This is a genomic window from Variimorphobacter saccharofermentans (assembly GCF_014174405.1).
GTDB classification, from domain to species: Bacteria; Bacillota; Clostridia; order Lachnospirales; family Lachnospiraceae; genus Mobilitalea; species Mobilitalea saccharofermentans.
On sequence record NZ_JACEGA010000001.1, the window covers coordinates 430,282 to 453,346 of the forward strand.

Consider the following 23,065-nt stretch of genomic DNA (forward strand, 5'->3'; position numbering starts at 1 on the left):
ACAAGATATAATATTATTCAAATTGCAACTAAATAATGAGAGTGATTTCATAGTGAGGAGTGAAGCCATGAGAAAACGTACAACAGTGATCTTACTATTTATTACGTTAATTTCTATTGCACTCTACGGATGTAGTGGCGATAAGAAGGAGACGAATCAAAGCAATACTCCTGCAGATGAAAGTCAATCTTCTACCGAGACCGCCAAGGGGGAACCCACTTATGGTGGTACGGTCACAGTAGGAATAACCCAGGATTTAGATAGTCTTGACCCGCACAAAGCAATGTCGGCAGGAACTAAAGAGGTTTTATTCAACATTTTTGAAGGCTTAGTTAAGCTTGATAAGGATGGAAATTTAGTTCCAGCTGTAGCAGAGAAATATGAGATTTCCGACGACGGTATGGTGTATACCTTTACACTGAGAGACGGTGTGAAATTTCATAATGGAAACCCTGTTACAGTAGAGGATATCGTATATTCTATTAAACGAAGCGCCGGGCTGCTGGAAACTGTTGATCCGACAGTTCTTGTAGAATCGGTGCTTACCGCTATTTCTGAGGTTAATATTGTGGATGAGAAGACAATTGAACTTCGTCTCAGCAGGGCAGATACGGAATTACTTCCATATCTCACCTGTGCAATCGTTCCCGCGAATTATGCACAGCTGGATACGAAACCAATTGGTACAGGTCCATTTCAATTCGTATCCTATGAGCCATTAAAGAGTATTGTAATGAAGAAATTTGATGATTATTATGTATCCGGAGTTCCCTATCTCGATGAGGTAACATTCAAAATATCAGCCAATACGGATGCAGCATTCTTAGAGCTGAATGCAGGTTCCATCGATATTTTACCGTATATTACGGATGCACAGGCAAGCCAGCTGCCGGAAGGATATCGTCTTCAGACAGGTAGCATGAACCTGATTCAGGGACTGTTTTTAAATAACGAGAGAGCACCATTTGATAATAAACTGGTGCGACAGGCTCTCTGCTATGCAATTGACCGACAGGCGGTTATTGATATGGTGGCAGGAGGCAGAGGAGATGTCATTGGCACCAATATGTTCCCTGGGTTTAAAAAGTATTATGCTTCCGAGCTTAGCGAAGTATATCAATATAACCCTCAGAAGGCAAGGGAGCTGTTGAAGGAAGCGGGATATCCTGATGGTGTTGATTTTGTGATTACAGTACCTTCTAATTATCAATACCATGTGGATACGGCTCAAATTGTGGTAGAACAATTAAAGGAATCCGGATTCCGTGCAGAGATACAGCTGATTGAATGGGCCAGCTGGTTGTCTGACGTATATAAAGGAAGAAATTATCAAGCCACTCTGTCAGGACTGGCAGCAGAATTGGCACCTAAGAAAGCACTGGATCGATTTTGTTCCGATGCAGATAATAACTTTATGAATTATAAGAATGAAGAGTTTGATCGCATTTATCAGGAAGCAGAAATGAAGGTTGATGAGGAGGATAAAATTGCATTGTGTAAACAATTACAAACAATGCTTACGAAGGATGCCGTTGCAGCATTTATTCAGGATCCTCATCAGATGACAGCAATCAATAAAAAGCTGGATGGTTATACTTATTATCCGATCTATGTACAGGATATGTCACTGGTGTATTATACTTCCAGTGGTGAATAGAGGATTAAGAAAGGGGTGGAAGTAGATGAAGTATATATTAAAAAAAGGAATTACTCTCATTATAACACTTTTTATAGTATCCATCTTTACTTTCACCATGTTTCAGGTCATTCCCGGAGATAGCGCTTTATCTGCTCTGGGAATGTCTGCAACAGAGCAACAGCTAGAGGATTATCGGGAAGCAATGGGACTGAACAAAAGCCTTCCCATTCGATATGGTATCTGGTTATCCAAAGCAATAACAGGTGATTTTGGTACCTCGGTACAATATAAAATGCCGGTTAGCCAATTAATTCGTGACCGTTTGCCGGTAACCATCTGGCTTGCGGTCATATCTTTTATATTGATTATTATTGTTTCATTGCCCTTAGGGATTGTGAGTGCTAAGAAGAAGAACCATCCATCTGATCACGTTATTACAACCTTAACTCAGGTTAGTATGGCAATTCCAGCTTTTTTTCTGGGTATGATACTGTCCTATATATTTGGAGTTATCCTAAAATGGTTTACACCCGGTAAGTATGTCAGCTATTCGGAGAGCTTTACAGGTTTTCTCTCTTTCATGATATTTCCGGCAATTGCTATCGCAATTCCAAAGATTGCAATGCTGGTAAAATTCCTTCGAAGCTCTATTCTGAGACAGATGAAGCTGGATTATGTCAGAACAGCCAGAAGTAAGGGAATGAAGGAACAGGATATTTTATATAAGCATGTTCTCAAGAATGCCTTAATTCCGGTAATAACTTTTCTGGCAATGATGTTGGCAGATATTATGGCAGGCGCTATTCTGATTGAACAGGTTTTTAATCTGCCCGGCCTGGGAAGAACATTACTGGTGGCTATATCAAACAGGGACTTTAATGTGGTACAAGCCATCATTTTATATATTGCTACGGTAGTAATTGGAATAAACTTTGCAGTTGACCTTCTCTATCAAAGAATTGATCCGAGAGTCAATGTGAAAAACAGCTAACAGAGGATTGGGTATGAAAAAAGCAGAGGGTAAATATAACAGTAACTTTATAGTTGGATGCATCATGGTCGGATTGGTATTACTATTTGTAATTATTGGTCGGATACATACACCCTATGACCCTAATAAGATGAACGCGGCATTAAAAAACATGGGACCCACGCTATCACATCCCTTTGGAACAGATAATTTTGGCAGGGACATCATGAGCCGTGTGATGGAGGGGGCGGGTATTACATTTTTGATCGCTATAATAACGGTTATGATTGGTGCCACAATAGGGACGATATTAGGAGCGATAACAGGATATTATGGGGGCTTGCTGGATGAGATATTAATGAGAATTAATGATGGTGTAACCTCCTTTCCCAGTATTCTTCTTGCATTAATATTTGTAAGTGCATTGGGACCAGGTACTTATAATGTAGTGCTTGCGCTGGGCATCATTTTTGTTCCCAGCTATGCCAGGGTGGTACGAAGCGAGTATATTGTTCTTCGGGAAATGGATTTTGTGAAGAATGCAAAGCTTATGGGAGCCGGAGACCTTCGTATTATGTTCCTGCATATCCTTCCGAATACCCGTAAAATTCTATTGCCATCCCTGCTCATTGGCTTTAATAATGCGGTACTTGCAGAAGCAGGTATGAGTTATCTTGGATTGGGTGTACAGCCGCCGGATCCCAGTCTTGGCCGTATGCTATCTGAAGCACAGGCATATATATTGAATGCTCCATGGTATGCCTTGGCACCCGGATTATTAATTGTATTTACCTTATTAGGCGTCAGCCTGTTGAGTGGAGGGCTATCAGATGAAGACTAACACCTTACTTAGTGTAGAAAACCTTACGATTGGTTTCTCTGAACATAATTCTATAGTCCCTGTAGTGGATCATGTCTCATTTACAATGGAGGAGGGAGAAATCATAGGTATTGTGGGCGAATCCGGTTCCGGTAAAAGTATGTCTTCCCTGGCCATAATGAGTCTGCTACCAAAGGATGCAAGGGTTATGGAAGGTAAGATTCTATTTGACGGTAAAGATATCCTGACCTCATCCTTGGAGGAGCAGAGAGCCTTAAAGGGAACACATATGGCCATGATTTTTCAGGAGCCCATGACTTCATTTAATCCAGTGCTCACCGTAGGTGCTCAAGTGGAGGAAATGCTCCGCTTGCACGAAACATGTGATCCGACAGAGTATAAAAACAGAACCATTGCAATAATGAAGGAAGCAGGCCTGCTTGAGGCTGAGGACATATATCATAAATATCCCCATCAATTATCTGGTGGAATGAGGCAAAGAGCTATGATTGCCATGGCCATGATTGCCGGACCTAAATTACTGATTGCGGATGAACCAACTACGGCACTGGATGTTACCATTCAGAAGAAAATCATCATGCTGTTAAAGGAGATCAATCAAAGGCACGGTACGGCTATCTTATTTGTATCCCATGATCTGGGCGTTATTACTAGCATCTGCAACAGAGTACTTGTAATGAAAGATGGAAGAATTGTAGAACAGGGAATTGCGAAAGAGCTTTTTCTAAATCCGAAAACAGAATATACCAAAATGCTAATTGAGGCAGCACCAGTCACCTGGATGAGCCAGCTTATGAAACCAGTGAAGGACAGTGAGGACTTTGATCAAGAGAAGAACAAAGATGGAGTGTCTGTAACAGAAGCCAACCGGGAAAATGCCTTAGTCAGTGTTGAAAATCTGAATGTATATTATAGAGAGCACGGAAAGAGAGTTTTCTCTTCCTCGAAAGCCAAACATGTTGTTAAGAATGCTTCCCTACAAATCATAAAAGGGGAAGTACTTGGTATTGTTGGTGAGAGTGGCTCCGGTAAAACAACTCTTGCAAAGGCCATTGCAGGGCTGATACGGGATACTGAGGGTGTAGTAAGGTGGAATTATGATGGAGCGATAGAAGGAATTACAAGATACAATCGTCCCCAGATGGTATTTCAGGATCCGTATGGAAGCTTGAATCCATCGAAAAGGGTAGACTGGATTCTGCAGGAACCGTTACGGATACAGGGCGGATATACCAAGAAGGAAAGACAGGCAAAGGTTATCGAGATAATACAACAGGTAGGATTATCGAAGGAGCATCTTAATCGATATATGTCACAGCTTAGTGGGGGACAGAGACAGAGAGTTGCTATCGCCGCAGCGCTTATTTTAAACCCGGAACTCATTATATTGGATGAACCGGTCTCTGCCCTGGATGTTACCATTCAGGCACAAATTTTAGAATTATTAAAGCACCTTCAAAAGAAGTACCATTTATCTTACTTATTCATATCCCACGACTTAAACGTTGTCTATCAGATATGTAACAGAATATGCGTCATGCACGAGGGAGAAATCATCGAAACCAGAGATCGAACGGAATTCTTTCGTAATCCAGATAAAGAATATAGCCGTTTGCTCCTAGAATCCACACTACCTACTGAATTCTAGAGGATTAGAGGATAGGAATATAACAAGAAGCGAGAATATATATCAGCCGGTACTTGAGCTCTGTTTTTTAGAGCTCTATGTATCGGCAAATAAGAGAGGATAGGAGAGAGTCGGGAGCTGGAAATATATCCATAGCGGAGTATTTGCACGCGTCGGTACTTAGGCTCTGTTCTTGTTCTTTAGAGCCTTATGTACCGCTACGCAGTGCAACTTAGTGGAAACGGCTTCGCGGCGGATATACTTCCAGCTCCCGACTCTTCCTATCCTCTCTTATTTTAATGAAACATAACAGTTTCGAAAGTTTGGTATTGACAATTGTCGATGGAGATGTTACAATATCTACGCTGTGAGTATTGTATGACAATATTTGCAAGGAAAAGAAGAGAATCCATCTCTCACCCATAGCGTAAAATTATTTTACTGTGACCGGGTTATGGCTTATGAATTTATACAGTATCTTTTTTTAAGATATTAGTGTAGCAGAGTATGCAGGTGGATAATCTTATTATCCATCTTTTTTATTTTATAGATTATTCGTCATAACCACAGAGGCTGCCTAGTGCAGTGATTATCAGTAACTATTTATTTATAACCTATGGAGGTGTAGTACTATTAGCGATTTAATGATTAATGAACAGATCAGGGACAAAGAAGTTCGCCTGATTGGTGAAGACGGAGAGCAGTTAGGTATCATGTCATCAAAGGATGCATTGAAACTGGCAAAGGATGCAAATCTGGACCTTGTTAAAATTGCACCAACAGCAAAACCGCCGGTTTGTAAGATAATCGATTACGGTAAATACAGATATGAGTTGGCGAGAAAAGAAAAGGAAGCAAAGAAAAAGCAAAAAGTAACCGATGTGAAAGAAATTCGTTTATCACCGAATATTGATGACAACGATTTGAATACAAAGGCGAATCAAGCACGGAAATTCATAACTCATGGAGACAAGGTAAAAGTTGCATTACGCTTCCGTGGCCGTGAGATGGCCCATACTGCTTCATCAAAAGTAATCTTGGATTCCTTTTATGCCAAGCTCGAGGATATCGCAGTGATCGAAAAGCCTGCAAAGCTCGAAGGAAGAAGTATGATTATGTTCTTATCAGAAAAACGTTAAAATACTAAATATAACAGCATTTCGGAAGGCTGCAGATTTATATGATGTAGCTACCAGCTGTATTATAATTAAGGAGGAAATATCATGCCAAAATTAAAAACAAGCAGAGCAGCTGCGAAGCGTTTCAAAGTAACAGGTACCGGAAAATTAAAAAGAAGTAAAGCTTATAAGAGACATATCTTAACTAAAAAATCCGCTAAAAGAAAGAGAAATCTCAGAAAAGCAGCTATGACGGATGCAACTAATATCAAGAACATGAAGAAAATCTTACCATATCTGTAAGAGATAGGTACAAGGAGGAATAGAACATGGCAAGAATCAAAGGCGGATTGAACGCTAAGAAAAAACATAATAAAGTATTAAAGCTGGCGAAAGGCTTTAGAGGAGCCAGATCTAAACAATATAGAGTAGCAAAGCAATCAGTAATGAGAGCTTTAACTTCATCCTTTGCAGGTAGAAAAGAAAGAAAGAGACAATTCAGACAGTTATGGATTGCCAGAATCAATGCTGCTGCAAGAATGAATGGATTATCCTACAGCAAACTTATGCATGGGTTAAAATTAGCAAACGTGGATATCAACAGAAAGATGCTTTCTGAAATGGCGATCAATGACGCACAGGGCTTCGCTGCATTAGTTGAAGTTGCAAAGTCAAAGTTAGCATAATATATATTATAAAATAAATAGTTAAAGGCTGTTACAGCAGCTGTGATACCCTTTCAGGCATACAGGCTAATGAATTAGCTTGTTATGCCGGACGGGGAAGCACAGCGCAGTAACAGCCTTTTTTCAATAAGATCAATATATTTGAAGTATAGCAATGTAGTAATCCCTATATAATAGAGTAAGGAAGTATGGAGATGAAACAGAATGACAGCTGATGAGAAAGAGAGAATAATCAGTAATGATTACGCAGATTTATTAATAGCATATGGCGGTAATTTGAGTTTGCTTCAGGGCTTCGATAATGCGACGATTCAGATAATAAACTATCTCCACGCAGTAGTTCATTTACCGGTTGCGCAGATAACGCAGGAAACAATACTGGGCTTAGGCTATGCTTCATTACCATCCGTTTTTGGCCTCATCAGTGAAGCCAGTCTGGAGGCTTCCGGCGTAACCAGATTACGCAATATACCAAACTTCAATTTACGAGGACAGGGAATTCTATTGGGTATTATCGATTCCGGAATAGATTATACGAATCCAGTTTTTAAAAATGCAGATAATACAACTAGAATTCTTTCCATATGGGATCAGACCATTCAAAGCGATAACGTTCCGGCAATCGCTAACTACGGAACGGAGTATACCAGGGAACAGATAAACGAAGCACTGCAAAGTGAAACACCATTAGATATTGTTCCAAGTACGGATGAAGTTGGACACGGTACTATGCTGGCAGGAATCGCAGGGGGCAGTGCAGTACCGGAAAGTAATTTTACCGGTGTAGCACCGGAGGTGGATTTTGTAGTAGTAAAGCTCAAACCAGCAAAGCAAAATATAAAGAAGTTCTTTCTAATACCGGAGGATGCAATCTGTTACCAGGAAAATGACATCATATTCGGATTGGAATATCTGGTTAATGTAGCCCTTTCCTTAAATCGACCCATCGCAATCTGTATCGCCTTGGGTACTTCTCAGGGAGCACACGACGGCAGAGGAACGTTGAGCAGTTATTTATCATTGATTGCAGAATATGTGGGGTTTGCGGTTGTTGTGGCAGCAGGCAATGAGGGTAGTGCAAGAAGGCACTACTTTGGTACCGTTGATCATGTGCTTGGATATGATATGGTAGAATTGAATGTGGGAGAGAATGAACCAGGTTTTTCAATGGAACTATGGGGTCGGACACCATTTCTTTTTACGGTAGACATTCAATCACCCTCTGGCGAGTATATTCCCAGAATTGTGCCGAGACTGGATGAACATCGACAGATAACCTTTATCTTTGAACCAACAATCATTAATATAGATTATCAAATGGTTGAATCTCAAAGCGGAGATCAGTTGATTTTGATGCGATTTCAAAATCCAGCCCCTGGTATTTGGAGATTTCGAGTATATGGAAGCAGAATGTTTGATGAAACCTTTCACATATGGCTGCCTATGACGGGATTTATATCGGATGATACCTATTTTATTCGTTCGGATCCCTATACAACAATTCTATCCCTTGGAAATGCACCTGTTCCGCTTACAGTAACAGCGTATGATACAGTGGATGACAGCTTGTATGTTAATGCTAGCAGGGGCTATTCAAGAATAGGAGACATTAAACCGGAGCTAGCAGCTCCGGGGGTTTCTATTCTGGCACCGAATCTGGAGCACGGCTTTAATGAGGTCACAGGAACGAGTGCTAGTGCAGCACATACTACAGGTGTCGCAGCTATGTTTCTCGAATGGGCCATTGTCAGAGGAAATCAGCAGGCTGTGAATACCCAGCAAATGAAAGTCTTTATGATCAGAGGAGCCAAAAGGAATTTAGAAATTGAGTACCCGAACCGGGATTGGGGATATGGCATACTGGATATTTATAATGTATTTGATGCATTAAGAAGAGGGGTGTAAGCAATGACTGAGGAAGAACGTTTTAAAATAACGGATAATAATTTTTATGATCTATTGGTGGAATACGACAGAAATACCCGGATTTTTGAACAGTTTCCTCAGGGTACCCCACATATTATCAATAGTCGCTTTGCAGTAATCTACATGCCCATGGAGACAGTCACTGTCCAGACAATTCCTAGACTTGGCTTCTTTAAGGTGCCTGGTGCTTATGGACTTATGAGTAAAGCAAGTTTGGATGCTTCCGGTATTACAAGGATTCGCACCTCACCAGTATTCAATCTTCGGGGAAGTGGGGTAATTATAGGTATTCTTGACACTGGCATTGATTATACGAATCCGGTATTTATTAAGCCGGATGGAACCAGTAAAATAATTGCATTATGGGATCAGACCATAGAAAGCGAACAGCCGCCCTTACCCTACTTCTATGGTACGGAATATCTAAATGAAACAATAAATGAGGCTTTAGCAAGTGAAAATCCATTGGAAGTAGTGCCTAGTACAGATGAAAATGGACACGGCACGATGCTGGCAGGAATCGCTGTTGGAAATGAGGACGAGGAAAATGATTTCAGCGGAGTGGTCCCAGATGCGGACCTAATAGTTGTAAAACTAAAACAGATGAAACAGTTAATTCGAGATGCAAACTTAATTCCTCCAGATGTTCCTGCGTATCAAGAAAATGATCTCATGTGGGGAATTCAATATATCGTAACAACAGCGAGAAGGCTCCAGAGGCCGTTATCCATATGTATAGGTATGGGATCCAGTCTGGGGGCTCATACAGGAAGAAGTCCTCTCGGTGCCATGACTTCTGCGGTTGCAGATTACAGTGGGGTTGTAGTTACTGTCGCTGCAGGAAATGAAGGAAATGGTAGAAGACACTTTTTCAGCACGATTAATCCGAGCATAGGCTATGCCACGATGGAGTTGAATGTAGCGGAGGGGGAGACGGGTTTTATCATGGAAGTATGGGGTGCTGCGCCCAATACCTACTCAGTAGATATTCTATCACCCTCAGGGGAGTATGTACCAAGAATTGAAGAAAGTATACGTGTCAATCGAACGATTTCGTTTATATTTGAACGAACGCAAATATATCTGGATTACATAATGGTAGAGCCCATCGTTGGAGATCAGGTGATTTATCTACGGTTTGCTAATCCGACTCCTGGAGTCTGGAGATTTCAGGTTTATTCCAGAGGAGAGTTTGAAGGTTCTGTAAATGCATGGCTGCCTATAAGAGATTTTGTATTACAGGATACTTATTTTATACAATCAAATCCTTATACAACCATAACCTCACCGGGGAATGCCATGACACCAATGACAGTAACAGCTTATAATACTGCAAACAATAACTTATATCCCAATGCAAGCAGAGGGTATTCCAGAACAGGAATTATTAAGCCGGAGTTTGCTGCGCCGGGTGTAAATATTAAGGCTCCAACCCTGAATAAAGGATTTGCACGTATGACTGGCACGGGAGCGGCGGCAGCACATACCGCCGGGGTGGCTGCCATGCTGTTAGAATGGGGAATTGTAAGAGGAAATTACTCGGGAGTCGATACGGTGGAGATTAAGAACTTTATTATCCGAGGAGCCAGAAGAAGTGATAACCTGATCTATCCGAACAGAGACTGGGGATATGGAATTCTTGATGTCTTCAATGTTTTTGATGTGTTGCGTTCGGTTATCTAAGTATACGGGGATGTAGCATAATGTATCATTGGGGGCAATTACTTACCTCACACACAGACGGAAGTACAGATTGCAAAATTTGTATGTATCAGACGAACTTAAAAGTTCGCCTCATCCATACAAATTTTACAATAAGTTCTTCCGACAGTGTATTATGGTAAGTAATTGCCCCCAATGATACATTATGCAACATCCCCTCCCTATCATGTTTATCCAGTTTTATGAGGTGAAAATAGTAACAATTAATAAGGTTAGAATTTAATTAGAGATATTGGATAAATATTGCACTTTTTAACAACATGAAGTATGATTAAAACATATTATACCATTTAAATGTAATATAGGGTGAATGATGGTACCGAAAGGTAAAAGGAGGAAGTATGAGAAATAAAATATCTAATTCATTGTGGGGGTTATTTCTGATAGCAATCGGTATAGGAATAGCAGGAGATGTTCTGAATATTTGGGATTTCCAATTATTCTTTGATGGATGGTGGACCTTTCTAATCATTATACCATGCTTTATCAGTATGATCCAAAGTGGCTTTGGCTTCGGATCCACCTGTGGTTTTATTATAGGTGTGGTATGGTTCCTGTCCTATCATATTAATTTTAACTTTAGTATATGGAGATTAATTATTCCAGGTATTTTGATACTTATAGGTCTTAGAATTATGTTTCAGGGAGCATTCCGTAAGGGGCCTTCCCATTTTAATCAGTCCTTTCAATCGGATGGGAATACAACACAGCAGAATTTTACGGGAGCCGGCAAGACAGAATACAGCGCAATCTTTAGCAGCAATAAAGTTCATGTAACTGATCAATTTGTAGGAACGAATTTGAATGCGATTTTTGGAGCTGTAGTATTAGATCTACGTGATGCGATTATTACTGGGGATATAGAGATCAATGCATCAGCTATTTTTGGCGGAATTGATATCTATCTGCCAGGTGGCTTAAAGGTAAAGACGAATAATGTTCCGATTTTTGGCGGGATCAGCAATAAATATGATCAATCCATGGACCCTAATGCACCGACGGTATATCTAAACTCTACATGTATGTTTGGAGGGATTGATATCAAATGAATAGCTTTCAAAGAGTAATTAAATATTGTGCAACAGCATTTGCAATAATCCTGGCGGTAGCCATTATATCCTCCATAGCCAATCTGGTTTTTTCTATTGCGTCTTTTGGAAGATGGAGGTTTACTCCTGAGAACAGGAACCGCGACAATAATGTGAATGTGGATTTTGATGAAACCTTTACCGACGTTACTAGCTTGGATATCCAGAATATATCCGGAACGTTAAGGATTAAGACCGGAGATTCAATTAGAGTGGAAGCAACAGACGTATCCGATGATTTTACTGCAAAGGTAACTAAGAATGGAGAATTAGTAATATCTGAGGATGAAGGTGGCATCCATTTCTTTGGTTTCCATTTTAGCGGTTTTGGTAGTCCGAATTCCAAGATAACCTTATATCTACCCAATGATTTTATGGCTGATGAGGTTAAAATAGATACCGGGGCAGGGGATGTAACCTTGGAAAACCTGCAGACAGATTACCTGTATATTTCAGCAGGAGCAGGGAATATCAATGGTTATAATATATCAGCCAGTCGTGCCAAGATTGATGGTGGTTTAGGGAATGTTAAGTTTGTGAATGCGGTTCTGAAGAATGCCGATTTGGATAATGGTATGGGCAATCTTGAGATCGAAGGAGTATTATTCGGTGACTCAAAGATTGATTGTGGTATAGGTAATGTGAATTTAAAGCTATTCGGTGATGAAAAAGATTACTATCTGGATATTGATTCCGGTATAGGTACCATACGTCTGAACGGAAGTAAGATCTCTGCGGAGTATAAAAAGAACAAGGGAGCCCTTAATTCCATTGAAATTGATGGAGGTATAGGGGATGTTACTATTGAAATTGACAATTGATTGTCATAAATGGTCATAATACGGTTGCATTCTTTGTATACAAATATTACAATTAAGATAAAATAGGGATTGGGGTGTTGTCATGACACCCCAGTTTGCTGTATTATAAAGCTTAGTAGTATACGAAATAAGATTTTACAAGGAGAACAACATGAATAAAAAGAGCTTGCTTGGGTTGCTTTTTTTTACCTGTATCATTATGATCGGGCTTTATATCGGAGCAGATTATATGGTCCGTCATAGCAGTAGCGAGACCACAAAGGATAAAAGCTACGCATTGGAGGAAGGATCTACTAAGGAAGATAATATAAATGATTCGACTGATGATGTGACAGTGGACGATCAGGCCCAACAGCTAATAGAAGATGAAAATGATGCCTATAAAGAAATACTCGCGAAAGCGGCAGACAATATTCTTGCACAAGAAAGCCAGCAATTGGATAATTCAGTTAATGATATGGCGCTGAATCCTGCGATTGATAGTGTTACTCAGGAGTCTTGGTTAACAAATGAGGGAGAGGAAGCTTTATCCGCAGATTCAACGAAGGGAGACGTCCTAAGCGCTACTGCTGACAACGTATCAGAGCCTCAATTAATATATAATGCTAAGGATGTAGATTATATGTCCTATATTCCGGAGCTAATAATTGATAGCGAGCTGGAACAAACCCTCGATATTAGCAATCCGGACATTAGCATAGATGCAAAGGCAGCAATTCTGTTCGATGCAGACACAAAGGAAGTATTGTATCATAAGAACCCTGTTGAAGCAGTATTTCCGGCAAGCACTATAAAGCTTTTGACCTCGCTCGTCGCTCTTGACTGGTGTGATGAGGAGGAACAGGTTACCATTGGTGATGAGATTACAATGATCGCATCTGATTCAACACGTGCCTATCTGAAGGAGGGGGAGATACTCACCATTCGTGATTTAATGGCAGCCATGCTACTACCCTCTGGAAATGATGCGGCGTATGCCGTTGCTACTTATGTAGGACGAAAGTCACTTGATAACATGGAGGCTACAAAGGAGGAGGCGGTCATTGAGTTTGTAAGGCTGATGAACAAGAAGGCGGCAGCACTTGGAGTAAAGAATTCCTGCTTTAAGACACCCGACGGTTATGATGCCATTGGTCAGTATACAACGGCCTATGATATGGGACTGATTGGGATAGCAGCCGCGCAGAATGATACCATTACGGAGATCAGCTGTCAAAGTAGCTCCAGAAATATATTTGTCAGTGGAGAGGATGTTACCTGGACGAATACCAATAAGCTAATCAAGCAGTACAGTGGTCAGTTTTATTCCCATGCAGTGGGACTAAAGACCGGAACTAGTACGATTGCCGGTCGATGTATTGTTGCCGCAGCAGAATGTGATGGCAAAAAAGTAGTATGTGCTGTCATGGATTCTACTTCAACCGGTAGGTGGGAGGATGCGATTGCACTATTGAAATATGGACTTGAGAAGGAATAGATGAGGATAATATTGATAAGGGGGAATGATTTTGGATCAGAATAACATAGAAATGATAGATACCGAACTCTATGATCAGAGTTCGGATCAAAATTATGAATATGATATGGAACAAGGTATTGATCCCAAGAAGGTGATTACACGGGTTGGACTTGCGTTGTTTGCTATGGGCTTTGTATCCCAGCTGTTCCAGGTTGTGATCAATACCATTTTAACCAGATTCCTGCCTGAAGTCCCAGAGACGAACTGGTATATATGGTTACTGACGTCTGTAACAATAATCGGAATTGGTCTTCCTGTTTTCTACCTCTTGGTCAGGAAAATCCCTGATTCTCCGAAAGGAGAAAAAGTGAAATTAAAGATATCTCATTTTCTGGGGATTTTTCTCGTCTGTGCAGGAGCGATGTATTTATCAAATCTCTTTGGAACGATAATTAACTTCTTAATATCCCTGTTAAAGGGCGATGATATTGCCAATCCTGCATTGGATGCCATGTCAAATAATAATTTTGCCATAACCTTTCTTTATGTGGCACTAATTGCACCTATTGTAGAAGAGATTATATTCAGAAAGCTTTTGTTGGAGAAGCTTCGTAGATTTGGTGATATACCGGCAATGCTGTTATCCGGAATAGCATTTGGATTGTATCATATGAATTTAGCTCAGTTTGTCTATGCTTCAGTATTGGGTATCATCTTCGCCTATGTGGTGCTTAAAACGAATACCATTAAGTATACCATCGTACTACATATGATGATAAATGCTATGGGAACCAGCTTTCTGCCATTGGTATCAGATCAGAATTACATCGCCATTATATTAATGCCAATATGGGTATTCACCGCAATCATAGTAGGCATATTACTGTTTGTTTTAAACAGGAAACAGATTGTATTTCATAAGTCTTCTTATCCGATTCAAAAATCAGTCTATATCCTAAATGCCGGTACCATATTATTCTCATTATTCTGTATAATCATTATAGTTGCAGTAACAATATGGGGATAGGTTATCAAGGAATATGCTCCTTATCAGTCAACGTAAATTGCTTATGTATGGACTGATAAGGAGTTTTTTTCTGAATAGAAACGATAAAGAAGCATATAATACGCCTTAGTGTAACAGTATTATTATTATTGAATACAAAGATATAATAAAACACATGGAAAAAGTACAAGCAATTCAGTATGATAGAAATAGGTGAGAACCAGTTGTTATATATGAAAGGAGCATGGTATTATGAATAATTTTACTTTCTATAGCCCTACCTACTTTGTGTTCGGGAAAGATACTGAGAAGGAAGCAGGGCATTATGTGAAGCGTTTTGGGGGAAGCAAGGTATTAATCCATTATGGTGGAGGCTCAGTTGTACGCTCCGGATTACTTGATCGTGTTAAGAACTCACTACAGCAGGAAAGCGTCCCATTTATAGAACTTGGCGGGGTACAACCGAACCCAAGAAGTGGTCTTGTATATCAGGGAATCGAGCTTTGCCGTAAGGAAGGAGTAGACTTTATTCTTGCAGTAGGAGGAGGTAGTGCTATCGACTCCGCGAAGGCAATTGCTGCAGGTGCAAGATATGAGGGAGATTTTTGGGATTTCTATGAAGGGAAACCAGTTACAGATGCTTTGAAGGTTGGAACAGTGCTTACCATTGCGGCCGCCGGAAGTGAAGGCTCCGGTGATTCCGTTATCACGAAGGAAGAGGGTATGCTAAAAAGAGGAGCCGGAGGGGAAGCTTTAAGACCGGTATTCTCCATCCTAAATCCGGAACTTACACAGACCTTACCCGCATATCAGACAGCTGCCGGAGCTACTGATATTATGGCACATGTATTTGAACGATATTTTACCAATACGAAGGAGGTCGAGATTACCGACCGTCTATGTGAAGCCGTTCTTCTAACCATGATTAAGGAAGTGCCTAGGGTAATAGCCGATCCCAATAATTATGAGGCAAGAGCCAATATAATGTGGGCCGGAATGGTTGCACATAATAATCTGGTTGGTGTCGGAAGAGATCAGGACTGGTCAAGTCATGGCATAGAGCATGAATTATCCGCATTATACGATGTAGCCCATGGAGCAGGACTGGCAGTTATTTTCCCGGCATGGATGACCTATGTGATGAAACATGACGTAAATCGGTTTGCACAGTTGGCGGTAAGAGTCTGGGGATGTCAAATGAATTTCATGAATCCGGAAGAGACGGCTCTGGAAGGAATAGAACGTCTAAAGCAATTTTTATCTTCCATTGGTATGCCAATCAATTTCAGAGAGCTGGGAGCGAAGGAAGAGGATATTCCATTAATGGTTGAAAAGCTTGGACTGGGTGAAACCGGTACTATGGGTAACTTTGTAAAACTCACAGGCAAGGACGTAGAGCAGATCTACCGCCTTGCATTATAGAGAATTAAATTAGCTCAGGGACTGTTGCAACTTGTATCAGCAGGGATATGACTTACCATAATACACTGTCGGAAGAACAGATTGTAAAATTTGTATGGATAAGGCGAACTTTTAAGTTCGTCTGATGCATATCGAATTTTGCAATCTGTACTTCCGTCTGTGTGTGAGGTAAGTCATAATTCCTGCTGTTATAGCAACAGCCCTGAGCTTTATTGATTCAGAAAGTTGACAAGGCGGTATAGACTGCGTTTACGAAGCATTTGTCGCATAAATGCAATTATGGTAGCATTGGTATCGTCCCGATAAATGATTTCCTTAGCCAGAGTTGGGTTGTCTGTGATGATACAGTCCACACCGATGGATTTCATTCGTTCTATCTCTACCGGAGCGTTTACCGTCCATACATGAACCTCTTTTCCGGCTTCATGAGCACCATCTACTACATTTTTAGTAACAAATCCGGATCGGATGCTGAAAAAGTCGATATTCTCCCGATTATAGAAGTTCCCATATGCACCGGACAGGATATACCCTGTCTTAATTTTATCATTTAATCTTTTGATCATTACCAGAGCATTATAATCCGAGGAGGAAACAACGCACTGATATTCATAATCATATTTATGAATTAGTTCTACAAGCTTCTGTGTTAATTCGTGCGAGTTGTTATGTACTTTAATCTCGATATTCAGGTTAATCTTGCCTTTACAGTATTCCATCGCCTCTTCCAGAGTGGGTATTCTCGTATCTGCAAATTGGGGACTAAACCATACACCCACATCCAACTGAGATAGTTCTTCATAGGTCATATCGGATATGTACTTGTTTATTCCTGCAATTCTCCATAGGGTTTTATCGTGGAATAGAACCGGAACGCCATCCTTCGTCAACTGAACATCAATCTCTGCGCTATCCGAGAGAGCGACAATTGCATTCTCAAGTGCCGGAATTGTGTTCTCCGGGGCTACATGAGAATTCCCACGATGGGAAGAAATTTCGATGGGAGTAAATGCTTCTTCCATGATAAAAAGGGTATCATCTCTGAGACTTAAAAAGAAGTTAATAAGTCCGAAGGAGAAGGTAATAATGAGAAGAAAGGTAACAAGATACGGATGCTTTTTTACCTGTTCATACTTTTGTGGAAGCACAATGGTATTGCCCGACAAGGCTTCCATGTTCTTCTGTTCTGCCCGGTAGTTATGGTACATTGTTGATATCACATTGATATTGATGATAAATGCGATCATTCCATATACCAGCGTAGAATATACACCAAGCTTTTGATATGTTGAGAGAAAGAGAGAAATCACGATTGACTTATCCCAGAAAAGATAAATAATAACAGCCGTGATTATCAATACTGCATAATATACGATAAAGTAGCATACAGCCAGAATGAGATCTACCAGAAGAAGACGAAGAATGGTTTTGGTATTGCGCCCCTTTAACAATGCTTTCGAACGTTCAAATGCTTCTGAAAAAGATAGATTCTCGTTAATGCAATAATGAGCAGTAAAGATGCCTCGATAGGCAATTAGGCTGATTAATAATAGAAATGCAGTAATCAGCCCCTGAATAAAGAGTTCATCATTCCTGCCTCCGGATAATTCAAAACTCGTTTGGAAAACGACACAGATTAGTACGGAAAACAAATTGAGGATATAAAAAGGTCCGGTAAAAAGTAATAATCCGAAATTACCCTTCACTAATTGCTTAATCGCATTATAGATTCCGGATACAATAATAAGGAATACATTGGACCTGTTCAGTCTATCATCAATATGACAATAATGAATGATTAGCGTTAATTTTATATAGAAAAACAGGATTATGACAATGATGGTAATCAGAAGAAACAATAGGGTATGAGGAGCTAGCAAAAAGGAAGCAATATTCTGCGTGGTTAAATAACTTAGACCGGACAAGTGCATTACACGTGCTAATCCTTGATTGAAAAGAGGCAGAAGAAACAGAATAAAGGCGATATAGAACAAGATATTTAATAGTAATAAGGAACGATTACTTGATATTAACTTCTTCTTTCTATTTTTTACAAAATTCTTCATAATGCTTCTCCATCTTTTCTATAAAAAACTCCATACTATGTATTATGCATTATATAAGATAATTAGACAAGTAAATTGTTATGTATTTACTTGATTTTTCATTATTCAGTGATACAATTATAATATTCTAAAGTTTGCCAATTTGTTCAATGGGACATATTGCAGAAAGTGAAGCGGAGGTTATATATTGACAGAATTACTCGTTAAAACATTTGTAAAAAACCACAAAGATGTGGAGAATTCCACTGTGCGTACATCTTATGGTATTTTGGCCAGTATTGTTGGGATTATCTGCAATCTAATTTTATTTGGGATCAAGATAACAGTGGGATTGATTATGAATAGTATCTCCGTAATGGCAGATGCATTCAATAACTTGTCCGATGCTGCTTCCTCAATCATTAGCTTTATTGGTGTGAAGCTTGCTGAAAGACCTGCGGACAAGGAGCATCCTTTTGGACATGGCAGATTTGAGTATATCGCTGCACTTGCAGTTTCCTTTCTGATTCTGCAGGTAGGTTTTAGTTTGTTTCAGAGCTCGTTTTCTAAGGTTCTTCATCCGGAAGATATTAAATTTAATATAGTATCTGTAGTAATTCTATGTGTGTCGGTTGTAATAAAGATATGGCTTATGTTCTTTAACCGCAAGCTGGGTAAACGGATTAAATCATCTGTTATGCTTGCCACAGCAGCTGATTCCCTTGGAGATGTTACGGTGACCACGGCAACCATCATTTCTGCCATCATTGCAGGAATAACCGGATTAAAGATAGATGGGTATGTCGGTCTTATCGTATCTATTTTTGTAATGCTTGCAGGCTTTCGCATTGCCAAGGAGACATTGGAGCCACTCCTTGGTCAGGCAGTGGAACGGGAGATGTATCAGAGAATTACGAATATGGTGGAAAGCTATGAGGGGATAGTGGGTTCACACGATCTGATTATTCATAATTATGGTCCCACACATCATATGGCAACCATCCATGCGGAGGTGCCTAATAATCTTAATTTTGAAATTGCACATGAGACCATCGACCAGATTGAGAGAGATGTGTTGGAAAAATTGGATATCTTTCTTGTAATTCATATGGATCCTATAGAGGTAAATGATGCAGCAGTTATGGAAAAGAAGGAAATGGTAACGTCCATTATTCAGGCACTTGAGAAAAAGGCAACTCTTCATGATTTCAGAGTGGTTAACGGAGAACACCAGATCAATCTGATCTTTGATTTGGTAGTCCCCCATTCCTATAGCAAGGACGAGGAGCAGAGGCTCCTATCCCGTATTATTGAGGAAATAAGGAAAAATGATACTAGATATCAATGTATCATAACCATAGAGAATAGCTTTATTGCTGAGGAATAATACCTGAATTTATATCGTTTTTTAGGGGTTAGATTATAGAAAGAACGGAGAGTATTATGGTAATAGATTTTCATACACATATTTTCCCTGATCAAATTGCGGAACGAACCATACAAAAGCTGGAGGAGGTCGGAGGTATCAAGGCTTTTACAGACGGAACATTGAATGGGTTAAAACGTTCTATGAAGGAGAATCACATTACAATGTCGGTTGTCTTACCGGTTGTAACGAAGCCCGCTCAATTTGAATCTGTGAATAACTATGCGGCAGAAATTAATGGTCAGGAAGGAATAATTTCCTTCGGGGGAATTCATCCTGAATCAGAGGATTACCAAGAGAAGCTTTCGATGATTAAAGAATTGAGACTGCCAGGGATTAAGCTCCATCCTGATTATCAGAAAACCTATGTGGATGATCCGGGGATGGTGCGAATTATCCAATATGCTTGCAAGCTTGGATTGATTGTCGTAATTCATGCCGGAGTAGATATTGGATTACCAGATCCGGTTCATTGTACCCCACAGAGAGCAGCCAATATGCTAAGTCAGATCGATTGCCCTAATGCGAAGCTTGTACTTGCTCATACCGGAGGATTTGACTTATGGGACGAGGTAGAAGAATATATTGTGGGGAAGAATGTCTGGATCGATATCAGCTATTCTCTTGGTATGATTGCAGATGAGCAGTTTGAGCGGATAGTGAAGAACCATGGTGCTGACCGAACCTTATTTGCAACAGATTCGCCATGGGGAAGCCAGTATGATACACTCATGCACCTGAAAAAACTCAACTTCACGGAAGAGGAGATGGAATGTATATCATATCGGAACGCATTGGAGCTGCTTAAGGAAGAAAAAGGATGTAAAAAAGATTGAAAAAAATAAAATTTGTTCTTGAAAATTAGAGAGCGATAGGTTATAATATCATTCGTGACACGGCAAGAGTCACGGACAAACACATCATTCTGAGAAGAATTACAGAATGAAGGTTATATTGGGCTATCGCCAAACGGTAAGGCACTGGACTCTGACTCCAGCATCTCAAGGTTCGAATCCTTGTAGCCCAGTTGTTAAGAAGAATGACCATTCATAATGGTCATTTTTTTATGTTTATATACTGAAAGCATCTTTATATGAAGCAGTAAAGTAGAATGTGGTATTTTTTTTTGAAGCGCAACTTAAGTTGCGCTATATTTTATGCAAAAGGCACAATTTAACGATAAATACTATATAAAAAATAGACAATTGAAATAATAATATTACATGATATAATTGATTTAGGACAACCGATTGACCATAATGGGCTGATAAAGGAGCACCGATATGAAACAAATGAATGAAGAAAATAGCAGCATATTATCTACAGGTAAACTTACAATAGCTGATATTGCTGAGGAGTTAGGAGTATCTAAGTCCACTGTATCAAGAGCAATTTCAGGCAAAGGAAGAATTGGGAAGGAAACCGTTCAAAGGGTTATGGAGTGCATTGAAAAGCATAATTTTAAACCCAACTCCATAGCGAAGGGGCTGGCTGATTCGAGGACATATAATATCGGAGTGGCTTTTCCAGCTGATACAGATTTTATTAATACACCGTTCTTCCAGATATGTTTATTAGGAGTATGTGAAGTTGCAGCAGCCTTGGATTATGACGTTGTGGTAACCACTGTCAAGGAGACGGATATTAATCTGCTAAAGCGACTGGTTGAGCACAGAAAAGTCGACGGAGTTATTCTTACAAGAAACTTTACGAATGATATTGCTATTTCGTATTTAAAAAAGACCGGCATACCTTATGTACTGATTGGATCCAGTGACGACGACACTATAGTACAGATTGATAATAATAATGTGGAAGCCTGTGAAAAACTGATATCGCTGTTAATTGCGGATGATGTCAAAGGCATTGCTCTGATAGCGGGAGACAGAAAACATATGGTTAACCGTCATCGATGCGAAGGTTATTATAATGCACTGAAAAATAATGGTATTACGCTTGAACCGGATCTTGTGTTTTCGGACTGCAGCAGTTCCGTTTTTGTGGAGCAGGCGGTTCGCAATATTCTGAAGCGAAAAGTGGAATGTATTGTTTGCACCGATGATGTAATCTGCGGAAAAGTATTATCAATTCTTCGTGAAGAAGGATATACCGTTCCGGGGGATATCAAGGTAGCATCCTTTTATGACAGCATTTATATGCAGACGAATAATCCACCCATCACTGCCATTGGATTTAACGCAGAAGAGCTTGGTACAATCGCAGGAAAACGGTTAATCGGGCTCATTGAAGGAGATACCAATAGGTCAAAAACAGTCTTGGATTATGAAATACACCTGAGGCGCTCTACGAAATAATAACAGCTATTCAATCAGGAGGTATGTAGTGTGAAGAAACATGGATTTTTGTATAAACTGAAGAAATACCGGGTCTTTTTGCTGATGTTATCGCCTGCAGTGATATATACATTGATTTTCGCATATATCCCTATGGCCGGCATAATTCTTGCTTTTAAAAAATATACCTATGCATCAGGTATTTTTAACAGTCCCTGGAATGGATTTAAGAATTTTGAATTCTTTTTTAAGTCCGGTCAAGCCTCATTAGTAACGCGAAACACAGCATTATATAATCTTTTATTTATTGCTTTTAATACAGTGCTACAAATGACAGTGGCGATACTCTTAACAGAGATGAAGAATAAGTATTTTCGAAAAATATCTCAATCACTTATGTTTTTACCTTATTTTATTTCATGGGTAATTGTATCGGTTATTGCTTTTAATATACTGAGCTTTGATTATGGCTTTATCAATGGAATCATTGAAAAAATTGGCGGAACTAAGATTAATTTCTACACAACGGGAGCCATATGGCCGGTAATATTAACCCTGTTTGGCGCCTGGAAGGGTGTGGGATATGGTTCTGTAATGTACCTTGCTGCAATTATGGGTATAGATACCTCCATTTATGAAGCAGCTTCTATCGATGGAGCCAATGTATTCCAACGTATCTTTAAGATTACCATCCCGCTTATGATGCCGACAGTTGTGATCCTGTTGCTTTTAGCAGTCGGAGGTATTTTCCGTGGTAACTTTGATATGTTCTACAATTTAGTAGGAGATAACGGTTTGTTATACAATTATACCGATGTGATTGATACTTTTACCTTCCGTGCTTTGATCAGTAACAATGATTTTGGTATGGCTTCTGCAGCAGGACTTTTCCAGTCTGTTCTTTGCTTCATAACAATCCTGCTTGCCAACAAACTGGTAAGTAACTACAGCAAAGACTACAGCTTATTCTAGGGA

The 23,065-nt window shown here is 39.8% G+C and carries 19 protein-coding genes and 1 tRNA gene; 19 read left to right on the plus strand and 1 reads right to left on the minus strand.

The features are described 5' to 3' along the window. Positions 1-67: 67 nt before the first annotated feature. From H0486_RS01970 to H0486_RS02035, 14 genes are all read left to right on the plus strand, one after another. Positions 68-1,657 carry an ABC transporter substrate-binding protein gene (locus H0486_RS01970; RefSeq protein WP_228351410.1) on the plus strand — a complete coding sequence of 530 codons (1,590 nt, stop codon included), beginning with the start codon at positions 68-70 and terminating at the stop codon, positions 1,655-1,657. 25 nt (positions 1,658-1,682) lie between these two features. Next, positions 1,683-2,630 carry an ABC transporter permease gene (locus tag H0486_RS01975; RefSeq protein ID WP_228351411.1) on the plus strand — a complete coding sequence of 316 codons (948 nt, stop codon included), beginning with the start codon at positions 1,683-1,685 and terminating at the stop codon, positions 2,628-2,630. A 13-nt stretch (positions 2,631-2,643) separates the two neighbouring features. Beyond that, positions 2,644-3,450, plus strand: a complete 807-nt coding sequence (locus H0486_RS01980; RefSeq protein ID WP_228351412.1) for an ABC transporter permease — start codon at positions 2,644-2,646, stop codon at positions 3,448-3,450. Then, entirely contained in the window at positions 3,440-5,098 is a 1,659-nt protein-coding gene (locus H0486_RS01985) for a dipeptide ABC transporter ATP-binding protein (protein ID WP_228351413.1), read from the plus strand. Before H0486_RS01980 ends, H0486_RS01985 begins: the two co-directional genes overlap by 11 nt. A 623-nt stretch (positions 5,099-5,721) precedes the next feature. Continuing rightward, complete coding sequence (gene infC / locus H0486_RS01990) at positions 5,722-6,216, plus strand: translation initiation factor IF-3 (protein WP_228351414.1); 495 nt, start codon at positions 5,722-5,724, stop codon at positions 6,214-6,216. A gap of 84 nt (positions 6,217-6,300) precedes the next feature. Further along, positions 6,301-6,498, plus strand: coding sequence for a 50S ribosomal protein L35 (rpmI, locus tag H0486_RS01995; protein ID WP_228351415.1), 198 nt, complete (start codon positions 6,301-6,303; stop codon positions 6,496-6,498). Positions 6,499-6,524: 26 nt separating this feature from the next. Then, a complete protein-coding gene (gene rplT / locus H0486_RS02000) occupies positions 6,525-6,881 on the plus strand; it encodes a 50S ribosomal protein L20 (protein ID WP_228351416.1) in 357 nt (118 codons plus the stop codon). A gap of 204 nt (positions 6,882-7,085) precedes the next feature. Next, positions 7,086-8,786 carry a S8 family peptidase gene (locus H0486_RS02005; protein WP_228351417.1) on the plus strand — a complete coding sequence of 567 codons (1,701 nt, stop codon included), beginning with the start codon at positions 7,086-7,088 and terminating at the stop codon, positions 8,784-8,786. 3 nt (positions 8,787-8,789) lie between these two features. Beyond that, complete coding sequence (locus H0486_RS02010) at positions 8,790-10,490, plus strand: S8 family peptidase (RefSeq protein WP_228351418.1); 1,701 nt, start codon at positions 8,790-8,792, stop codon at positions 10,488-10,490. A 380-nt stretch (positions 10,491-10,870) separates the two neighbouring features. Continuing rightward, entirely contained in the window at positions 10,871-11,578 is a 708-nt protein-coding gene (locus H0486_RS02015) for a LiaF transmembrane domain-containing protein (protein WP_228351419.1), read from the plus strand. After that, the gene (locus H0486_RS02020; protein ID WP_228351420.1) at positions 11,575-12,438 is read left to right on the plus strand and encodes a DUF4097 family beta strand repeat-containing protein; all 864 of its coding nucleotides are present in this window, start codon (positions 11,575-11,577) and stop codon (positions 12,436-12,438) included. The genes H0486_RS02015 and H0486_RS02020 overlap by 4 nt, the downstream gene beginning before the upstream one ends. A gap of 151 nt (positions 12,439-12,589) precedes the next feature. Beyond that, the gene (locus H0486_RS02025) at positions 12,590-13,915 is read left to right on the plus strand and encodes a D-alanyl-D-alanine carboxypeptidase family protein (protein ID WP_228351421.1); all 1,326 of its coding nucleotides are present in this window, start codon (positions 12,590-12,592) and stop codon (positions 13,913-13,915) included. Positions 13,916-13,946: 31 nt separating this feature from the next. Continuing rightward, complete coding sequence (locus H0486_RS02030) at positions 13,947-14,924, plus strand: CPBP family intramembrane glutamic endopeptidase (RefSeq protein ID WP_228351422.1); 978 nt, start codon at positions 13,947-13,949, stop codon at positions 14,922-14,924. 231 nt (positions 14,925-15,155) lie between these two features. Further along, positions 15,156-16,325: an iron-containing alcohol dehydrogenase gene (locus tag H0486_RS02035; RefSeq protein ID WP_228351423.1), complete on the plus strand. Its 1,170-nt coding sequence runs from the start codon at positions 15,156-15,158 to the stop codon at positions 16,323-16,325. Between the two features lie 209 nt (positions 16,326-16,534). On the opposite strand, the gene H0486_RS02040 is transcribed toward H0486_RS02035, so the two are convergent. Beyond that, entirely contained in the window at positions 16,535-18,391 is a 1,857-nt protein-coding gene (locus tag H0486_RS02040) for a glycerophosphodiester phosphodiesterase (RefSeq protein ID WP_228351424.1), read from the minus strand. A gap of 187 nt (positions 18,392-18,578) precedes the next feature. On the opposite strand from H0486_RS02040, the gene H0486_RS02045 reads away from it, so the two are divergent. The 5 genes from H0486_RS02045 to H0486_RS02065 all read left to right on the plus strand — a co-directional run bounded on the left by H0486_RS02045 (position 18,579) and on the right by H0486_RS02065 (position 23,062). Beyond that, entirely contained in the window at positions 18,579-19,757 is a 1,179-nt protein-coding gene (locus H0486_RS02045) for a cation diffusion facilitator family transporter (protein WP_228351425.1), read from the plus strand. A 56-nt stretch (positions 19,758-19,813) separates the two neighbouring features. Beyond that, positions 19,814-20,632 (plus strand): amidohydrolase family protein, encoded by an 819-nt coding sequence (locus H0486_RS02050; RefSeq protein WP_228351426.1) that lies wholly within the window; start codon positions 19,814-19,816, stop codon positions 20,630-20,632. A gap of 119 nt (positions 20,633-20,751) precedes the next feature. Beyond that, positions 20,752-20,823: transfer RNA gene (locus H0486_RS02055), tRNA-Gln, on the plus strand. Positions 20,824-21,079: 256 nt separating this feature from the next. Next, positions 21,080-22,111, plus strand: a complete 1,032-nt coding sequence (locus H0486_RS02060) for a LacI family DNA-binding transcriptional regulator (RefSeq protein WP_228351427.1) — start codon at positions 21,080-21,082, stop codon at positions 22,109-22,111. A 30-nt stretch (positions 22,112-22,141) separates the two neighbouring features. Continuing rightward, positions 22,142-23,062 (plus strand): ABC transporter permease, encoded by a 921-nt coding sequence (locus tag H0486_RS02065; protein WP_228351428.1) that lies wholly within the window; start codon positions 22,142-22,144, stop codon positions 23,060-23,062. The last annotated feature ends 3 nt before the right edge of the window (positions 23,063-23,065 follow it).